This window comes from Jiangella ureilytica (genome assembly GCF_004348545.1).
Classification (GTDB): Bacteria; Actinomycetota; Actinomycetes; order Jiangellales; family Jiangellaceae; genus Jiangella; species Jiangella ureilytica.
Genome location: NZ_SMKL01000040.1, coordinates 1 through 18,240 on the forward strand (window position 1 = coordinate 1; position 18,240 = coordinate 18,240).

Sequence of the window (18,240 nt, forward strand, 5' to 3'; positions counted from 1 at the left end):
ACCACGGGCTGACCAGCGCCCTTCTTCAGCCGCCGGCGAACAGGCCGCGCGGCCGCCAATGCTGCGCAGGTTCAGAAGATCGAATCGCGCGCAGGTTGACAGTGGGAGTCTGCCGGGTGCACTTCCTACGCAACGTGCTGGCCCAGGTGCCCAAGGGCAACGCCGAGATGGTGGCCGCGGCGATCCGCACCATCTTCGCCCAGCCCGACGCCGAGCACGTGCACGAGCAGTTCGACGTCATCGCCACCATGCTCGGCCGGCAACTGCCCAAGGTCGAACAGATGCTCCGCGACGCCGGCGACGATCTCCTCGCGTTCGCGGCGTTCCCGGTCGCGCACTGGAAAAAGGTCTGGTCGACCAACCCGCTGGAACGACTGAACAAGGAGGTCAAACGCCGCACCGACGTCGTCGGGGTGTTCCCCAACCCCGCCGCGCTGCTCCGACTCGCCGGCGCTGTCCTGGTCGAAGCGCACGACGAGTGGCAGGTCGCCGCCGAGCGTCGCTATCTCTCCGAGACCTCCATGGCACTACTCACCCCGCCCACGACAGAAGAGGTGGTGGCCAAACCCGAGCTCATGACGGCATGATCTAACCCACTGACCCGCACGGTGTTGACCAACTCCACCACTCCGCGGGACGTCACCCACTTGACCCACTTGATCGGACGATGTCGCCCGCTGTCGCCTGGTGGTGGTGACTCTGCTGACGATTCGCTGACTGCCAGCCTCAACATTCGCCCATGGCGTGGTTGCTCATCGCTCGCGGAGGTACCCGCCTTAGCCGCAACGATGGCGTACCCAGCAGACGAGGGTGACTCCTGCTCATGTCGCTCAGGGAGTCCATCGGCTACGTTCCGGATCGCAAAAGTGGTCTGCTCGGCCGCCCTGCCGGGTAGGCATTGGCCGTCGATCAGCGCTCGATCCCCAATCGGTTCGTTCAAAGTGACTTCATAAGCGACCCATGCGTTGCCTTGGCAGTCCGCTGCTCCGGGGTTCTCAGGCTCCACCTGGAAGGTGACGACGATCTCGGAATCCGCGATCTCGACCTCGGGTGACAACACGTCACCGGTTACTCCGCTGTTGCATGCGAGACGCGAGACGAGCGCCGTGAAGCCGGTGGATGAGGCCGTGAGCCGCTGATCTGACTGCAGGTGCCACACAGCGGGAGCACGGTCCACTGCGGGGGCATGCGACGTTGCGTCACCCGGTATTGCGTCACTCGATTTCGGATCGGCACACGCCGACAGCATCGCCAACGCACCCATCCCCGTAAGGACGAGCGAGCCGATAGATCCCGGAGTGGGTCCGACGAGCGGCATCTGTCGAATCATCCGCCCGGCCAGGGCCTCACGCCAGTACGCACACCCAGCGCCCTCACGCCGGGCCTCGGGCGGCGAAGATCAAGCCGATCGCGCCGCACAACCTGCGCGACACCGCGGCCAGCCTCGCCATCGATGCCGGGGCCTCGGTCGTCGCCGTCGCCCAGATGCTGGGACACGAGGACGCCGCGACGACGCTGCGCCACTACGCCAGCCTGTTCCCCGACGACCTCAGCGACGTGGCCAAGCGGATGAACACGAAGGCTCGCACCGCTCGCGACGGCCGGTCCCGACGACCGGAAGCCGCCTAGTTACCGACCACGTACCGACCAACCGCCGACCCGAGAGGAGGTGTCCATGATCGAGATGTGCTCTGAGCTGGGCGCGCCTGGAGGGACTCGAACCCCCGACCAAGAGCTTAGAAGGCTCCTGCTCTATCCGACTGAGCTACAGGCGCATGGCGGACACGGACATTGTGACCGAAAGATCAGCCCTCCTGCACGGGCCGGCCGAGGCCGTCCACCACCCGTGCGCCCGGCCAGGCAGCGAGGACCGCGCCCGGAACCGTCAGTTTGGATCCGCGCACACCGCTGCCGACCACCGCGAAGGGTAGCGCGGCGACGGCGGGGTCGACCAGGATCGGCCAGTCCGAGGGCAGCCCCAGAGGCGTGATGCCGCCGTACTCCATGCCGGTCGCCGACACCGCCTCCGACATCGGCAGGAACGACGCCTTCCGCACCCCCAGGATCCGGCGTACCACTCCGTTGACGTCGGCGCGTGTCGTCGCCAGCACCATGCAGGCGGCCACGTACGAGACGCCCTCGCGCTTGCCGGCCACGACGACACAGTTCGCCGACTCCGACAACGACACGTCGTAAGCAGCACAGAAGGCGGCGGTGTCGGCCAGCGACGCGTCGATCGGTGCCACGTACACCGACGCAGCCGACGAGGACCCCTCCAGTGCGGATTTCACCGGCCCCGCGAGCAGGTCGGGACGGGACAGCGCCGGCTCCGTCTCGAGCCGGCCGATCTTCGGCGTTGTCACCCCTCGATGCTACGGTCCCGTCTTCGTGGCCCTCTTCCCACGCCTGCGCGTCTCCGCCTATGTCATCTGCGTCGACGACGAGCGGGTCCTGCTCTCCCGTTGGATCGGCTACGACGGACCGCAGTGGTCGCTGGCCGGCGGCGGCCTCGACCCGGGCGAGAACCCGCAGCAGGGCGCCCTGCGCGAGCTGTTCGAGGAGACCGGCTACGTCGGCGAGCTCGACGCGCTCCTCGGCATCGACGTGCAGCACTTCGAGAGTGATCGGCACGTGCCCGAGGGGTACGACGGCGTCGACGTGCATGCCGTGCGCATCGTCTACCGCGGCCACGTCACCGGCGGCGAGCTGACGCACGAGGTCGGCGGCACCAGCGACCTCGCCGAGTGGGTCCCGCTCGACAAGCTCTCCAGCCTCGACGCCGTCCCTCTCGTCGCGATCGGCATGGCCATGAACGACGGCGACGGCGTGCCGGTCGCGCGGGTCGGGCCGAACCCGCCGATCGCCGACGGCGTCCGGGTCGAGCTACGCGTCGCGGCCTTCGGACACCGGGCCGACGGCGCCACCGCCGGCGGGCTGCTCGCCCACGGCGATGACCCGGTCGAGGTCGTCCGGGCGGCCTTCCTCGAGCAGCGGGGCGAGGAGGTCACCGTCGGGCCACCTCGCGACGCGAGCGGCACCGTCGAGCCCAGGGAGGACGGCGGCGACGACGGCGGCAGTGTGCGCTGGGTGGTCCGGCTCGACTACGACGTCATCGGGGCCGGCTAGGACCCCCGCCCGGCGCGGGCTGCCGGTCGTTCATCAGCCGGAAGGCCGGGACGACGAACGGCCCGAGCGTCAGCAGGAATGTGGCGGCCGCGGCGACCGCGAGCGCTGCCTGGACGCCCGCCTGGTCGGTGAGCGCACCCACCATGACCGGTCCCAGCGGGATGCCGGTCCAGGCGAACGCCTTGACCGCGCCCAGCACCCGGGGCTGCATGTCGGCCGGGATCCGCTCGTACTGCACCGCGCCGATGACCGGGTTGACGCCGCCTCCCGCCAGACCGCACAAGCCCGCGGCCACCACGACGGGCAGCACGGTGTCGCTGAGGGCGAGACTCGCGAACAGGGGTGATCCGCCGACCAGGAGTCCCACGGCGAAGACCAGCCACCGATTCACCCGCGGCGCCACCCACGCCCCGACCAGGCTGCCCGCCAGCGAGCCCAGCCCGGAGGCGGCCGCGACGGCGCCCACGGCGGCCACCGGCAGCTCGTTGTGGCGCACCCACGACGGGAGCAGCACGCTCAAGAAGCCGGCGCTGAGCGTGTTCGTGGCGGCGATCACGACCACCAGGGCGCGCAACACGGGGTCCCGGGCGAGGAACGCGACGCCGGTGGCGATCCGGCGCAGGTAGGGCTCGGCGGCATCGGATCCGGCGCCGACGGTGACCGGAACCAGCAGCCCGACCAGCGCCGACGCCACCACGAACCCGCCGGCGCTGGCCAGCAGGACCAGCGGCGCGGACATCAGGGTCAGCAGCACCGCGGCCAGCGGCGCGCCGAGCAGGGCGCCGGCCTGGCTGGCCGACGCGTGCAGGCCGGCCGCGCGTTCCAGCGGTGTCCGGCTCAGCGCCGCGGTGCGCGGAACCAGCGGTGCGCTGCCGCAGTCGGCCAGGCCGCGCAGGGCCCCGACCGCGCACACCACGGCGACGAGCGCGCCGTAACCGAGTCGGCCGGCCACGAACAGCGCCGGCACGGCCAGCAACAACAACCCGGCGAGCAGGTTGGCCAGCCAGCTGGCTCGGCGCGGGCCGAAGCGCTCGACCCAGGGTCCGCCCATCGCCTGCATCGCGACGTACGGGGCCATCTCGGCGAGGACGACCAGTCCGGTCCGGGTGGCGCTGCCGGTCGTGCCGAGCACCAGCCACGGGATGGCGATCGCGGACACAGCGGTGCAGGTCGTCGAGATCAGGTAGGCCGTCAGCATTGCGGCGAGCGGCAGCCGGCGGCGCCGCGTCGTCGCCTCGGCCGTCGACGGCGCCAGGCTCACCGACCGCTCCTCCGCCTGGTTCACGGAACGGGCCTCTCACCGCCGGGATGCGGGTCGGGCAGCAGCTGGAACTGGAACACCGCCCGCTCCCGCCGCGGCCCGTCCGGCGGCTCCACTTCGTCCGGTCCCCCCGGCCCGCGCGCCCGATCGGCCTGGTCGCGGCGGTACCGGGCGACGAGGGCGAGGATCTGCCCGGACAGCTCCCTGGCCTCCGTGTGCGTGAGGCTCAGCGAGGCCTCGCCCAGCTGCCACGGGAGCGTGGCGAGCTCGTCCCGGCGCTCGACCAGCGTGCCGATCCAGGACAGCACGCGCTCGTAGGCGACCTGGGTCACCGTGCGCAGGTACTGCTCGGCCAGTTCTATCTGTTCGACGTCGCCGGCCTGCCCGGGAACCCGGAAGGAGAACGTCGTCGCCTCGTGGGCGGCCCGCCACCAGCGGTCGCGCCGGTTGCCCAGCGACGGGTCCTCGACGACGAGCCCGGCGGTCGCCATGATCCGCAGGTGATAGCTGCTGACTCCGCTGGACTGGCCGATGCGCTCGCCCAGCCGGGAAGCCGTCTGCGGACCGTCCTCGCGCAGCAGCCGGAGCAGGGTGAGCCGGACCGGGTGGGACAGAGCGCGCACGTTCAGCGGGGTCAGCAGGTCGTGGCGGTCCGGATCGAACCACGGCGGCGGCCACGCGTGGGGATCTGGCATGGAGCCAGACTAAAACCGCAAACGGATTTTGCAAAGGGTTTCTGCAATCCGGGCCCGTGCTACGACGCGAGCTGAAACCGCCAGACGATCGCCATGGGGCTGCCCTCGTAGGCGGCGTTGGCGGCGTCGGGGATGAGCGGGTGCAGCGACCAGATGTTCGGCGGCGTGCCCGGCGGCGACGGCGGCGGAGGCGGCCCGGCCGCCCCCGGCGGAAGGCCGTCGCCGTCGACGAAGGGTGAGGGCCGCATGGGCTCCTCGCAGTGCCGGACCTCGAAGCCCAGCGGCAGCGCGGCGGCCAGGTACTCGCTGGCCAGCCGGCTGCGGTTGGCCAGGTAGCCGGGCGACCCGTCCGGCCCGGCGACCACGATCGGGAGGCCGGTGTCGCCCAGCCGGCCCCGCGGGTCCGATACCACCAGCGACCCGCCCGGGCGCAGCACGCGGGCGAACTCGGCGAACACGGGGCGCAGGTCGGGCACGTGCGCCAGCGCCAGCGCGCACACCACGACGTCCACCGTCGCGTCCGGCACCGGCAGCGACGCCAGCTCGCCCAGCAGGAACCGGCCCGCCGGCACCTTGGCCCGGGCGAGCGCCAGCATCTCCGGCGAGCTGTCCACGCCGATCACCGTGTGCCCGAGCTCCGCCAGATGCGCCGCGTGCCGCCCGGTCCCGCAGGCCGCGTCCAGCGCGACCCCCACCGGGACTCCGTCGAGCTGCGCCCTGACCAGCGGGCCTTCGATGTCGAGCAGCTGGTTGCCCGGCCGGTCGTAGCCCGCGGCCCACGAGCCGTACGCCTCGGCGGATGTCAGCTCCATGGCCGAGCCGCCGGGTCCCAGCTCGCCGGCGCGGTCGAGCAGCGAGCGGATCTCGGCCAGCCGGTCGGCCACGAACGCCTCGTCGTGCCGGCCGGCGAACGCGCGCAGCAGCGCGACGCCCTCGAGCCCCAGCAGGTACGCGAGCGGATGCTGATGGATCACCGTTGCAGCCTAGGAACCGGCCGCGGCAGTCCTCAACGCGATATTCAGTGCGAGTAGACCGGCACCACCAGGCCGCGCGCCAGTGTGTGCAACGCGAGGTTGAACGAGACGACGGCGGGCGAGGCGTCGCCGTCGACCCCCAGCGTCTCGACGTCGACGGCGTGGACGACGAAGAAGTACCGGTGCGGCATGTCGCCCTGGGGCGGCGCGGCGCCGAAGTACTCCGTCGTGCCGGCGTCGTTGCGGACGGCGAACGCCGGGTAGGGCAGGCCCGCACCACGGGCCAGCGAGGTCGCCGTGGCCGGGAGGTCGACGACGACCCAGTGCCAGAACCCACTCGGCGTCGGCGCGTCGGGATCGAAGCACGTGACGGCGTAACTGCGGGTGCCGTCGGGCGCGCCGGACCACGACAGCTGCGGCGAGAGGTTCGACCCGCCGGCGTCCGTGGAGATGAAGTCCTTCGCGAGCTGCTCGCCGTCACTGACGTCGTCGCTGGTCAGCGTCATGGAGCCGACGGCGGGGAGCAGGGCGTAGGGGTCCGGCGGGATGGGACGTTCCAGCGACATCGAGTCCTCCGTGGCAGGCGATCCGGCACGGCCGACGTTAGTCCATCGACTCCGCGGTGTGACTCGCCATGTGAACGATTGGCATCAATGCCGCCATCACTCTTGGCCAGGGGCGGTGCGAGAGTGCAAGATTCGCCAGTGGATACCGCTGAGATGAGCATTCATGGTGCTCTCGCCGCTCTTCGCGGCCGTCTCTCCGGGGTGCAGTATCCGCTGGACGTCAGCGACGCCGACGATGCTCGCCAGACGCGCCGCGACATGCTCGCACAACTCGACGACTACATCCTGCCGCGCCTCGACCAGCTCGACGCGCCGCTGCTCGCCGTCGTCGGCGGGTCGACGGGGGCGGGCAAGTCCACGCTCGTGAACTCGCTCGTGCGGCGCAAGGTCAGCGACGCCGGCGTGCTGCGGCCCACGACCCGCTCGCCGGTCCTCGTCCACCACCCCGACGACGTCGGCTGGTTCGACGAGCTGCGCATCCTGCCCGACCTGCCGCGGGTCGCCATCCACGACCAGGCCGGCGGTGCGCTGCGGCTGGTCGCCGACGACGGTCTGCCGGCCGGTGTGGCGATCCTCGACGCGCCCGACGTCGACTCCGTCGTCACCGAGAACCGCACGCTCGCCGCGCAGCTGCTCGCGGCCGCCGACCTCTGGCTGTTCGTCACCACGGCGGCCCGCTACTCCGACGCCGTCCCGTGGGACTTCCTCCGCGCCGCCGCCGACCGGCAGGCCGCCGTCGCCGTCGTCCTCGACCGGGTCGCGCCCGACGCCGTCAGCGAGGTCCGCGGCCACCTCGCCGCCATGCTCGCCCAGCACGGCCTGAGCGACGCGCCGCTGCTGGTGGTCGAGGAGACGGCGCCCGACGACACCGGCCTGCTGCCCGAGGACGCCGTCGCGTCGGTGCGGGCCTGGCTCGACGGGCTGGCGGCCGACGAGTCCGCGCGCAACGAGATCGTGCGACGCACGCTCGACGGCGCCATCAGCGGCACGCTGCGGCAGATCCCGAAGCTCGCCGACGCCGCCGACCACCAGGTCGAGGTGCTCGAGCGGCTGCGGGCGGAGATCACGCACGTCTACGGCAAGGCGGTCAAGCGCATCGACGACGCGTCCGCCGACGGCAGCATGCTGCGCGGCGAGGTGCTCGCGCGCTGGCAGGACTTCGTCGGGACCGGCGACTTCATGCGCTCCCTCGAGGCCAAGGTCGGCCGGGTGCGCGACAGGGTGACGGCGTTCCTGCGCGGCCGCCCGCAGCCCGCCGCCGCCGTCGGCGAGGCGATCGAGCACGGTCTCGCCGCCATGATCGTCGAAGAGGCCAACCGCGCCGCCGAGAAGGCCGACGGCAAGTGGCGCGACTCCGCGGCCGGCCGGGCCCTCCTGGCCGGCGACGACCTCACTCGCACCGCGAGTGATCTCCCAGAACGCAGCGCCCGGACCGTCCGCGAATGGCAAGACGCGGTCCTGGCGATGGTCCGGTCCGAGGGTGCCGACAAGCGGTTCAACGCACGGCTGCTGTCGTTCGGCGTCAACGGGCTCGGGCTCGCGCTCATGATCGTCGTGTTCGCGTCGACCGCCGGGCTGACCGGCGCCGAGGTCGGCGTGGCCGGCGGCACCGCCGTCGTCGGGCAGCGGCTGCTCGAGGCGTTCTTCGGCGACGAGGCCGTGCGCCGGCTGGCCGCGCGGGCGCGCGCCGACCTGTCGCAGCGGGTCGAGGAGCTGCTGCGCACGGAGGCGGTACGGTTCACGGATCGGCTCGGGGGGCTACCTGTCGAGGCGGGCGCGGGCGACGCGCTGCGTGCCGCACTCGTCACCGTCGAGCAGGCCCGGGAGGACCACGCATGAGCCCGCTTCGGGCCGCACACGCGAGGGTGGAGCGAGCCACGGAGGACCACGCATGAGGAGGTGGTCCCGCCGCGACCGCATCACGCTGCCGGAGCGGGTGACCGCGCTGCAGGAGGCCGTCGCCGTCGGCGGCAAGCGGCTGCCACCGGACCTGGCCGAGACGGTGCAGGTCGTGGTCGACCGCGCCGGCGAACGGCGGCAGCTCTCGGTCGAGCACACCGTCGTCGCGCTGGCCGGCGCCACGGGGAGCGGGAAGTCGACGCTGTTCAACCGCATCGCGGGCATGGAGGTCTCGGTCGTCGGCGTCCGCCGCCCGACGACGTCGGACCCGCTCGCCATCGTGTGGGGCACCCAGGGAGTCATCCCGCTGCTGGACTGGCTCCAGGTGCCGCCGCGGCACCGCGTCGCGCGTGAGAGCGTCCTCGACTCCGGCGAGGGCGACGAACTCGACGGCCTGGTTCTCCTCGACCTGCCCGACCACGACTCCACCCAGAGAACGCACCGCGACACCGTCGACCGGCTCGTCGAGATGGTCGACCTGTTCGTGTGGATCCTCGATCCGCAGAAGTACGCCGACGCCGCGCTGCACGAGCGCTACCTGCGGCCGCTGGCGTCCCACCAGGCGGTCACCGTCATCGTGCTCAACCAGATCGACCGGCTGACCAGGGCCGACGTCGTCGAGTGCGTCACCGATCTGCGCGGCCTGCTCGACGACGACGGGCTCGACGAGGTCCCGGTGGTCGCGCTGTCGGCCGCGACCGGCGACGGCGTCGACACGCTGGTCGACCTCATCCGCACCGCCGTCACCAAGCGCCGCGCCGTCGACGAGCGCATCGAGGCCGACATCCGGATGACGGCCGAGCTCGTGGCGTCGGCGGTGGGTGACGGGGCTCCGGGGACCGTCGGCGCCGACGAGCGGCGTCGGCTGGCATCGGCGGTGGCGGAGGCGTCGGGAGCCGACGTCGTGGCGACGGCGGCCGGACGGTCCTACCTGCAGCGGGCGCGCGCGGCGACCGGCTGGCCGGTGACCCGGTGGCTCGGGCGGCTGCGGCGCGACCCGCTGGCGAAACTGGGCGTGAAGGTGCGCTCGTCGTCGCTGCTGCCGGGCGGTTCGGGTCCTGGTGCCGTGGGTGCGGAGTCCGGTGCGCGGATCACCCTGCCGGTGACGACGCCGGTGCAGCGGTCACGGTCGGACGCGGCGGTGCGCGCGTACGGCGACGCCGCGGCGGGGACGCTGCCGGCCGCCTGGCGCGACGCGGTTCGCTCGGTGGCGACGTCGTCGGGCGAGCGGCTCTCGGACGAGCTGGACCGCCGGGTCGCGGGGACCGATTTCGGGATCTCCACGCGGCCGCGGTGGTGGCGGCTGTTCAACGCGCTGCAGTGGCTGTCCCTGCTGACGGCGGCCGCTGGGGTCCTGTGGCTGCTCGCGCTGGCGGGGACGTCGTTCCTGCGGTTCGACGTAGCGGAGCCGTCGGTGGGCGGGATCCCGGTGCCGACGGTGCTGCTGGCCGGCGGGCTGGTGCTGGGCGTGCTGCTCGGAGTGGCCGGACTGTGGGCGGCCAGACGGGGGAGCCGGCGGCAGGAGGAGCGGGTCCGCGGCCAGCTGCGCGACCTGATCGACGGTGTCGCGGGCGAGGTCGTCGTCGACCCGGTCGACGCCGAGCTGAGCAAGTACCGCGCCTTCAAGACGGCTCTGGACCGCGCCCGCTCCTGATCTCGTGGGCTCCGGCCCCGCCGTCAGCCTCCCTCCCGCGTTGATCTTGGAGAAACTGCGGAATCAACCGGACATCTTGCCCCGTGACTGCGCAGTTGCTCCAAGATCAACTCCTGCGTCGGTTCAGAGGCCGGGTCGACGCCTTCCGCGCGCCAGGGGACGCAGCCCCACTCCCTGGCGCGGACGGCCCCCGGACGGCCGCGCCGCCGGCGGTGCCTGGAACCCTTACTCACCCGGAGGCCACCTCACTCGCGTGGAGGCCGGATGGCGGCGGGATCGCGGCTGGATGGCGGCGGGATCGCGGCTGGATGGCGGCGGGATCGCGGCGGGATCGCGGCTGGATGGCGGCGGGATCGCGGCTGGATCGCGGCCGGATGCGGCCATTTCGCGGGTGAGGTGCACCGGACCGGGTGACGTGGGTCGCCCGCGGCCGGATGCGGCGCTTTCGCGGGTGAGGTGCACCCGGACGGGGTGACGTCAGTCGTTCGCGGCCGTCGCCGCGTCGCCGCGGCGCCGCAGCCGCTCCACCGTCGGGTCGACGCCTTCCGCGCGCCGGAGGTCATGGCCGTGCCGCCGCCGGCGCGCTGACGCTGTCGTATCGCAACCCGCGGGACGTTGGGTTTCCACAGGCTTCATGACTTCGCGGAGTTGTCCACATTTCGTGGAATCGGGCTTTCGAGCGGCCGCGCCGGGCGGAAATCTCGTGTTCGTCAACCTCATCGGGTACGAGCACAGGAGACGCCACATGAGCGAGGTCAACATCACGGTCGTCGGCAACGTCGCGACCGAACCCAAGCTGGACCGGAACAAGAACGGCGACGCGTTCGCCCACTTCCGGCTTGCGTGCAACAACGCCCGTTACGACGCCCGAACACGGTCCTGGGTCGACGACGACACGTCGTTCTACACCGTGTACTGCTGGCGCTCGCCCCTTGCCGACAACATCGCGGCGTCGCTGCACAAGGGCGATCCGGTGGTGGTCTACGGCCGGCTGAAGAACCGCGAGTGGCGCGACAAGAACGAGGCCGCGCGAGTGTCGCCGGAGATCACGGCGCGCAGCCTCGGCCACGACCTCTACCGCGGCACGTCGACGTTCACCAAGGTGACCAGGCCGCCGCTCATCCCCGACGAGGACGACGCTGTCGAGACCGTCCGCGAGATGTACGCCTATGGTGCCGACGCCCTCGGCGGCGCCAACCCGAGCAGCGACCCCTACGCCGGCATCGGCAACGGGATGCCCGGCGGCAACGGGGTCGGGAGCGGCCCGTCCGGCGGGAACGGGATGCCCGGCGGGAACGGCCTGCCCGGCGGGAACGGTCTGCCCGGCGGGAACAGGGTCGGGATCACCCTGCCCGGCGGAAACGGCCAGCCCGGCGGCGAGCTGCGCGCGGAGCACGGACCGGCGCCGGCGGACGGCGGGAGCTCACCCGCGGCCGGGGAAAGCTTGGGTGGCGCCGATCGCACGCGCGCCACTGGCGAGCGGCGCGGCAACGACGCGCCGGCCGAGCCGCTCGCCAACGTGACCACCCGCACGCGTACCACCACCCGCAGCAGGCGTGAGAAGGCCGAGGCGCCCGTCTGACCCCGGCCGTGTCGGCCGGCGATCCGTCGTGCCGTGTCGGGTGGGCCCCGTTCCGGCCCTGGGCGGCCGGGGAGGGTGGGGCGCTGGCCTGACCCCCGTGCCGTGCCGTCCGGCGACCGCGTCGCGCCGTGTCGTGCTGTGTCGGGTGGTGGGCCCGTACCGGCCCCGGCCGGCGGGGAAGGATGGGGCGCTGGGCTGACCTCCGGGCCGTGTCGGCCGGCGACCCGTCGTGCCGTGTCGTGCCGTGTCGGCCGGCGACCCGTCGTGCCGCGCCGTGCCGTGTCGGGTGGCGCCCCGTCTCGGCCCGGGCGGCCGGTGAAGGGTGGGGCGCTGGCCTGACCCCCGGGCCGTGTCAGCCGACGACTCGTCGTGCCGTGCCGTGTCGGGTGGCGGCGTCGCACCGGCCCCAGCCGGGACGGGACGGGAAAGAGCAGTGCCGCCGCCTGATCCGGCTGCGCACGTGGGGCGCCGCGTCTCACCATGCCGAGCTGCGCCGTGCGGTGCTGCATGCGTCGGCGCAGCCGGCCGAGATCTCTCGCCGCGGAGCTCGTGCCGCGCTCCGCGGCGAGGCCCACCCGCTGACCAGGGGGAACAGGCGCCGTCCGGCGTCGGGCGGGTCATCGGACGAGACCACTCCCATCAGCAGCGATGGGCGGATCCGTCCGGACGGTCCCAGAGAGGGGGACGCAGTCGTCCGTGGAGGGGGCGAGGCCGTACTCTTGGACTCGTTATGGCGGAATTCATTTACTCCATGCGTAAGGCGCGCAAGGCGCACGGTGACAAGGTCATCCTCGACGACGTCACTCTGTACTTCCTCCCCGGAGCGAAGATCGGCGTGGTCGGCCCGAACGGCGCCGGTAAGTCGAGCATCCTCAAGATCATGGCGGGGCTCGACCAGCCGTCCAACGGTGACGCCCAACTGGCGCCCGGTGCGACGGTCGGGTACCTCGCGCAGGAGCCGGCCCTCAACGAGGACAAGACGGTGCTCGGCAACGTCCAGGAGGGCGTGGCCGAGACTCTCGACCTGCTCAACCGGTTCAACGAGATCACCGAGAAGATGGCCGTCGACTACTCCGACGAGCTGCTCGAAGAGATGGGGAAGCTGCAGGAGCAGCTCGACCACCGCAACGCGTGGGAGCTGGACTCCCAGGTCGAGCAGGCCATGGACGCGCTGCGCTGCCCGCCGCCCGACGCCGACGTGAAGGTGCTGTCCGGTGGTGAGCGCCGCCGGGTCGCGCTGTGCAAGCTGCTGCTGCAGCAGCCCGACCTGCTGCTGCTCGACGAGCCCACCAACCACCTCGACGCCGAGAGCGTGCTGTGGCTGGAGCAGCACCTCGAGAAGTACCCCGGTGCGGTCATCGCCGTCACCCACGACCGGTACTTCCTCGACCACGTCGCGCAGTGGATCGCCGAGGTCGACCGCGGCCGCGTCCACGGCTACGAGGGCAACTACACGACCTACCTCGAGACGAAGGAAGCGCGGCTCAAGGTCGAGGGTCAGAAGGACGCCAAGCGCCAGCGCCGCCTGCGCGAAGAGCTCGAATGGGTCCGCTCCAACGCCAAGGGCCGGCAGACCAAGCAGCGCGCCCGCCTCGAGCGGTACGAAGAGATGGCGTCCGAGGCCGAGAAGACCCGCAAGCTCGACTTCGAAGAGATCCAGATCCCGCCGGGCCCGCGCCTGGGCAACCTCGTCGTCGAGGCGAACGGCGTCACCAAGGGCTTCGGCGACCGCACCCTCATGCGCGACCTGTCGTTCACGCTGCCGCGCAACGGCATCGTCGGTGTCATCGGCCCCAACGGTGTCGGTAAGACGACGCTGTTCAAGATGATCGTCGGCCAGGAGCAGCCCGACGCGGGAGAGTTCCGCATCGGTGACACCGTCCGGTTGTCGTACGTCGACCAGTCGCGCGGCGGCATCGACCCGAAGAAGAACGTCTGGCAGGTCGTGTCCGACGAGCTCGACCACATCAAGGTCGGCCAGGTCGAGATGCCGAGCCGCGCGTACGTGTCGGCGTTCGGGTTCAAGGGCCCGGACCAGCAGAAGCCGGCCGGCGTGCTGTCCGGCGGCGAGCGGAACCGGCTGAACCTCGCGCTCACGCTCAAGCAGGGCGGCAACCTGATCCTGCTCGACGAGCCGACCAACGACCTCGACGTCGAGACGCTGCAGTCGCTCGAGAACGCGCTGCTCGAGTTCCCCGGCTGCGCCGTCATCACGTCGCACGACCGGTGGTTCCTCGACCGCGTCGCCACGCACATCCTGGCGTGGGAAGGCGACGAGGACGACCCGGCCAAGTGGTTCTGGTTCGAGGGCAACTTCGAGAGCTACGAGAAGAACAAGATCGAGCGCCTCGGGGCCGACGCCGCCCGGCCGCATCGGGTCACCTACCGCAAGCTCAGCCGCGACTAGGGACCCTGGGTGCCGCGCCACGTGACTCACGTGCCCCTGCGCTGGGCCGACATGGACGCCTACGGCCATGTCAACAACGTCGTCTACCTGCGCTATCTACAGGAGGCGCGAGTCGACATGCTGTTCGTCCACGCGCCCAAACAGGGGGCGGAGCAGCTGGCCGAGGGCGTCGTCGTGGCGCGGCACGAGATCAGCTACCACGCGCCGCTGCACTACCGGGCCGAGCCGGTCCGCGTCGAGACGTGGGTGCGGCGCGTCGGCAACTCGTCGTTCCACCTCGGCTACGAGGTGCTCGACATCGACGGCGACGGCGCTCGGACGGTGTACGCCGTCGCCTCGTCGGTGCTGGTGCCGTATGACCTCGAGGACGCGCACCCGCGCCGCGTCGCCCACGAGGAGCGGCTCGTGCTCGAGTCGTTCCTCGAGCTCGACGGTCCGGAGCCCGGGAAGGCGGCGGCGTGAGGCACATCTACGAGTGCTCGGTCCGCTTCGACGACCTCGACGCGTTCGGCCACGTCAACAACGTGACCTTCGCCGAGTACCTGCAGGAGGCGCGGGTCGACTTCGCGCACCGGCAGCTCACGTCGTCGGGCGACGCGCCGCACGAGGGCTCCGTCGTCGTCCACCAGAGCGTCGACTACCTCGCGCCGGTCCCGTTCCGCACCGAGCCACTGCAGGTCGAGGTGTGGGTCACCCGCATCGGCACGACGTCGTTCGAGGTCGCCTACGAGGTCAAGGACGACACCTCGCTGTATGCGCGGGCCACCGGCGTGCTGGTCGCCTTCGACGTCCGCGCGAACACGCCGCGCCCCGTCAGCCCGCTGGAGCGCGAGGTCCTCGAGCGCTACCTCGAGCCGTCGTCGTGACGTCGTTCGTTCCCGCCCATCCGGGCGCCGCGGGCGACCTCGCGACGTTCGCCCGCCGGGTGGCCAAGTACGAGCCCGACTCCGTGCTGCGCATCCTCGCCCACGGGACGGTCGCCGGCTGCTTCGCCGAGACCCCGTTCGACGCGCTCGCCCTGCGTGCCATCGCGCTCGCCGAGCCCGCCGAGTTCGACGTCGTCGTCGAGGCCGGCAACCTCGCCGCGCGGGCGGTCGGCGCGGCCGGGCAGTTCGAACTGCCGCCGGCGCTGCCAGCGCTGCGCTGGGCCAGCAGCCTCCCGCCGCGCTCCGGCTGGACGGAGCTCGCTCGCCTCCCGCTGACCGCCGTCGTCGCCGACGTCGACCGCGGCGTCGAGGAGTTCCGCACCCGTGCCGTCGGCGTCGCCGACGGCAAGTCGCTGCGGGCCGGCCGGGCCGCCCTGGAGGGCCTGGCGACCGAGATCTGGGACCGCGAGCTAGCGGCCGGCATGCCGCTGCGGCTCGCCCACGCTGCGTCGTCGTACGGCTTCCTCAGCGGGCCCGACGGTGCCGAGGTCGCGTTGCGCACGGCCGGCGCCTGGTGGCGGCTGGACGCGCCGAACGGCTCGGTCATCGCCCGCACCGGCCTGGCCCTCTTCGCCCTCTGACCCGCGCGCTCGGGCCCGTGCCGATGCAGCGGGCAGCCGCCCCGGCCGAAGTCGATCATGGAGAAGGTCGGACTCCGAGCCACCTGGACGTTACCTTCTCCATGATCAACAAGGGTAGGTGCGCGTCTGCCAGGCGGCGACGGAGCCGAACGACGATGGGTGAGGGCGCCGCGGGACGCGGGCCACGGGCCACGGGGGCGTGAGAGCGCAAGTGGGAATGCGGCGAGGGCGATGTCCCCGCGGCGGGGACCGAGCGACGATGGGTGAGGCTGCCGCAGCGGAGCGGCGAGGACCGCGAGCGAATCGCAACGCGGCGAGGGCCGCGAGCGAGTGGGAACGCGGCGAGGGCGTCACCCCCGCAGCGCGGTGGGTGACGCCCTCGCCGATGCGGGCCGAGCGGACGACTCAGAGAGCCAGCCAGACGGCGGTGTCGGAGGGCAGCCGGCCGTCCGCGTCGAGCGGACCGCTGGCCAGGATGACCTCGCGGTGTGCCGGGAGCGTTGCCGGCGTCGCGCCCAGGTTGACCACGCAGGCGAACCCGCGGCCGCGCTGGAACGCCAGCATGTCCTCGGTCGTCTCGTCGATCCACGCCAGCGGCTCGACCGACGGGATGGACCGGCGCAGGCGGAGGGCGTCGCGGTAGAGCGAGAGCATGGACGACGGGTCGGCGGACTCCGCCTCGACCGACCGCGCGCCCCAGCCCGCCGGCTGCGGCAGCCAGGAGCCGCCCGACCCGAACCCGTACGACGTCCCGGCGACGGCCCAGGGGAGCGGCACCCGGCAGCCGTCGCGGCCGCGCTCGGTGCGGCCGGAGCGCTCCCACACCGGGTCCTGCAGCGACTCCTCGGGCAGGTCGAGCACCTCGGGCAGTCCGAGCTCCTGGCCCTGGTAGACGTACGCGCCGCCGGGCAGCGCCAGCATGAGCAGCGCCGCCGCCCGGGCGCGCCGTGTCCCGAGCTCGACGTCGACCGCACCGCTGACCCGGCCCGCATGCCCGGCCCCGGCCGCCGTCACCTCGCGGCCGTAGCGGGTGACCACCCGCTCGACGTCGTGGTTCTCGAGGACCCAGGTGGCCGGCGCGCCGACCGAGGCGAGCACCGTCACGGAGTCGTCGATGGAACGGCGCAGCTCGGCGGCCGTCCACGCGGACTTGAGGTAGTCGAAGTTGAACGCGCTGTGCAGCTCGTCGTCGCGCAGGTAGCGGGCCAGCCGCTCGGCCGGCTCGACCCACGCCTCGGCGACGTACAGCTTGGGCGGGTCGTAGGAGTCGGCGACCTCGCGCCAGCCGCGGTAGATGTCGTGGACGCCGTCGCGGTCGAAGAAGGGGTGGTCGGCGATGCTCGGCCGATCGAGCAACCCGGACTTGTCGTAGGGCAGGTCCGGACCGTCCATGTTCTTGTCCATGCCGTGCGCGACGTCGATGCGGAACCCGTCGACACCGAGGTCGAACCAGAACCGCAGGATGTCGAGGAAGTCGGCGCGGACCTCGGCGTTGTTCCAGTCGAAGTCGGGCTGCGAGACGTCGAAGATGTGGAAGTACCACTGGCCCGGCGTGCCGTCGGCCTCGGTGACCCGCTCCCAGGCCGGCCCGCCGAAGACGCTGCGCCAGTTGTTCGGCGGCTCACTGCCGTCGGGCCCGCGGCCGTCGCGGAAGATGTAGCGGGCCCGCTCGGGCGAGCCCGGGCCGGCGGCCAGCGCCTCCTTGAACCACTGGTGGTCCCACGAGCTGTGGTTCGGCACGATGTCGAGCAGCACCTTCAGGCCGAGCCCGTGCGCCTCGTCGAGCAGCGCCTTCGCCTGTGCGAGGTCGCCGAACCGCGGGTCGATGTCGCGGAAGTCGGCGACGTCGTAGCCGCCGTCGTTCAGGGGCGACGGGTACCACGGGTTGATCCACAGCGCGTCGATGCCGAGGTCGCGGAGGTACGGGAGCCGCTCGCGGATGCCGGCGACGTCGCCCTCGCCGTCGCCGTTGCCGTCGGCGAAGGACCGGATGTACACCTGGTAGATGACGGCGTCTCTCCACCAGTCACGGTATGCCTGAGTCACGAGACACCAGCCTAGAACAGCGCACCCGGCCAGGGCGAAAGGTTCACACCGCGGCTCTGGCCGGGCGCGGCAGCACCTCGCTGCCGATGGTACGAACCCGCAGGCCAGGAAGGCGCGCAGCGACCGGGGCGTTCCCGGGCGTGACGGCGGCGAACACCGGCTCCCCGGCCGGCACCAGCCGCAGCGCGTCGGCCAGCAGCGTTCGCCCGTGGCCCCGCCCCTGAGCGCCGTCCGGTACCTCGACGCTCAGCTCGCGCCGTCCCGCCACCCCGCGCCCGAGCGTGACCAGCCCGCGCTCGTCGCCGTAGACCCGCACGTCCAGCCGCAGTGACCGCGCTCGACGCACCCGGTCGTGTCCCTCCAGATCCGTGCGGGCAGCGATGACGGGGGAGGTGCCACTCCCGCTGTGGTCGCCTTCGAGGCCGACTGGACCCGTCCCGGCCGCCACCAGCAGCAGGTCCAGTTCGCCGATCCAGCCCTGTGGCCCGGCGAGCCGGCGCAGGAAGTCCGGCGCCATCGCAGC

General features: G+C 72.3%; 17 protein-coding genes and 1 tRNA gene. 10 read left to right on the forward strand and 8 right to left on the reverse strand.

Annotation, left to right across the window (positions count from 1 at the left end; all coding sequences use genetic code 11):
• A partial coding sequence (locus E1212_RS17765; protein WP_238992391.1) for a transposase occupies positions 1 to 587 on the forward strand: 587 nt, incomplete at its 5' end.
• Positions 588 to 1,485: 898 nt separating this feature from the next.
• Positions 1,486 to 1,629 carry a hypothetical protein gene (locus E1212_RS31150; RefSeq protein WP_238992392.1) on the forward strand — a complete coding sequence of 48 codons (144 nt, stop codon included), beginning with the start codon at positions 1,486 to 1,488 and terminating at the stop codon, positions 1,627 to 1,629.
• 72 nt (positions 1,630 to 1,701) lie between these two features.
• Here the strand turns inward: E1212_RS31150 and E1212_RS17775 are convergent.
• A tRNA-Arg gene (locus E1212_RS17775) sits at positions 1,702 to 1,775 on the reverse strand.
• A gap of 30 nt (positions 1,776 to 1,805) precedes the next feature.
• Complete coding sequence (locus tag E1212_RS17780; RefSeq protein WP_131984930.1) at positions 1,806 to 2,348, reverse strand: YbaK/EbsC family protein; 543 nt, start codon at positions 2,346 to 2,348, stop codon at positions 1,806 to 1,808.
• Positions 2,349 to 2,388: 40 nt separating this feature from the next.
• On the opposite strand from E1212_RS17780, the gene E1212_RS17785 reads away from it, so the two are divergent.
• Positions 2,389 to 3,126, forward strand: coding sequence for an NUDIX hydrolase (locus E1212_RS17785; protein WP_131984850.1), 738 nt, complete (start codon positions 2,389 to 2,391; stop codon positions 3,124 to 3,126).
• Here the strand turns inward: E1212_RS17785 and E1212_RS17790 are convergent.
• Genes E1212_RS17790 through E1212_RS17805 form a run of 4 tightly spaced genes read right to left on the reverse strand, consistent with a single transcriptional unit; the run spans position 3,110 to position 6,622 of the window.
• Positions 3,110 to 4,387: an MFS transporter gene (locus E1212_RS17790; RefSeq protein ID WP_131984852.1), complete on the reverse strand. Its 1,278-nt coding sequence runs from the start codon at positions 4,385 to 4,387 to the stop codon at positions 3,110 to 3,112. The genes E1212_RS17785 and E1212_RS17790 overlap by 17 nt on opposite strands.
• A gap of 20 nt (positions 4,388 to 4,407) precedes the next feature.
• Positions 4,408 to 5,082, reverse strand: coding sequence for a winged helix-turn-helix domain-containing protein (locus E1212_RS17795; RefSeq protein WP_131984854.1), 675 nt, complete (start codon positions 5,080 to 5,082; stop codon positions 4,408 to 4,410).
• A gap of 59 nt (positions 5,083 to 5,141) precedes the next feature.
• Complete coding sequence (locus tag E1212_RS17800) at positions 5,142 to 6,056, reverse strand: class I SAM-dependent methyltransferase (protein WP_131984856.1); 915 nt, start codon at positions 6,054 to 6,056, stop codon at positions 5,142 to 5,144.
• 44 nt (positions 6,057 to 6,100) lie between these two features.
• Entirely contained in the window at positions 6,101 to 6,622 is a 522-nt protein-coding gene (locus E1212_RS17805; protein ID WP_131984858.1) for a YbhB/YbcL family Raf kinase inhibitor-like protein, read from the reverse strand.
• A gap of 201 nt (positions 6,623 to 6,823) precedes the next feature.
• Between E1212_RS17805 and E1212_RS17810 the strand changes: the two genes are divergently transcribed.
• The 7 genes from E1212_RS17810 to E1212_RS17840 all read left to right on the forward strand — a co-directional run bounded on the left by E1212_RS17810 (position 6,824) and on the right by E1212_RS17840 (position 15,671).
• The gene (locus E1212_RS17810) at positions 6,824 to 8,461 is read left to right on the forward strand and encodes a GTPase family protein (RefSeq protein ID WP_131984860.1); all 1,638 of its coding nucleotides are present in this window, start codon (positions 6,824 to 6,826) and stop codon (positions 8,459 to 8,461) included.
• A 52-nt stretch (positions 8,462 to 8,513) separates the two neighbouring features.
• Complete coding sequence (locus tag E1212_RS17815; protein ID WP_131984862.1) at positions 8,514 to 10,175, forward strand: YfjP family GTPase; 1,662 nt, start codon at positions 8,514 to 8,516, stop codon at positions 10,173 to 10,175.
• Positions 10,176 to 10,920: 745 nt separating this feature from the next.
• Positions 10,921 to 11,757 (forward strand): single-stranded DNA-binding protein, encoded by an 837-nt coding sequence (locus E1212_RS17820; RefSeq protein ID WP_162605532.1) that lies wholly within the window; start codon positions 10,921 to 10,923, stop codon positions 11,755 to 11,757.
• A gap of 730 nt (positions 11,758 to 12,487) precedes the next feature.
• On the forward strand, positions 12,488 to 14,164 hold the full coding sequence (gene ettA / locus E1212_RS17825) for an energy-dependent translational throttle protein EttA (protein ID WP_131984866.1): 1,677 nt from the start codon (positions 12,488 to 12,490) through the stop codon (positions 14,162 to 14,164).
• Between the two features lie 9 nt (positions 14,165 to 14,173).
• Positions 14,174 to 14,626: an acyl-CoA thioesterase gene (locus E1212_RS17830; protein ID WP_131984868.1), complete on the forward strand. Its 453-nt coding sequence runs from the start codon at positions 14,174 to 14,176 to the stop codon at positions 14,624 to 14,626.
• The gene (locus tag E1212_RS17835; RefSeq protein ID WP_131984870.1) at positions 14,623 to 15,030 is read left to right on the forward strand and encodes an acyl-CoA thioesterase; all 408 of its coding nucleotides are present in this window, start codon (positions 14,623 to 14,625) and stop codon (positions 15,028 to 15,030) included. Before E1212_RS17830 ends, E1212_RS17835 begins: the two co-directional genes overlap by 4 nt.
• Positions 15,027 to 15,671 carry a DUF8185 domain-containing protein gene (locus tag E1212_RS17840; protein WP_131984872.1) on the forward strand — a complete coding sequence of 215 codons (645 nt, stop codon included), beginning with the start codon at positions 15,027 to 15,029 and terminating at the stop codon, positions 15,669 to 15,671. Before E1212_RS17835 ends, E1212_RS17840 begins: the two co-directional genes overlap by 4 nt.
• Before the next feature lie 405 nt (positions 15,672 to 16,076).
• On the opposite strand, the gene E1212_RS17845 is transcribed toward E1212_RS17840, so the two are convergent.
• Together E1212_RS17845 and E1212_RS17850 are read right to left on the reverse strand one after the other, a co-directional pair.
• Positions 16,077 to 17,717, reverse strand: a complete 1,641-nt coding sequence (locus E1212_RS17845; protein WP_203416963.1) for a glycoside hydrolase family 13 protein — start codon at positions 17,715 to 17,717, stop codon at positions 16,077 to 16,079.
• A 43-nt stretch (positions 17,718 to 17,760) separates the two neighbouring features.
• Entirely contained in the window at positions 17,761 to 18,234 is a 474-nt protein-coding gene (locus E1212_RS17850; protein WP_203416964.1) for a hypothetical protein, read from the reverse strand.
• Positions 18,235 to 18,240 lie beyond the last annotated feature (6 nt).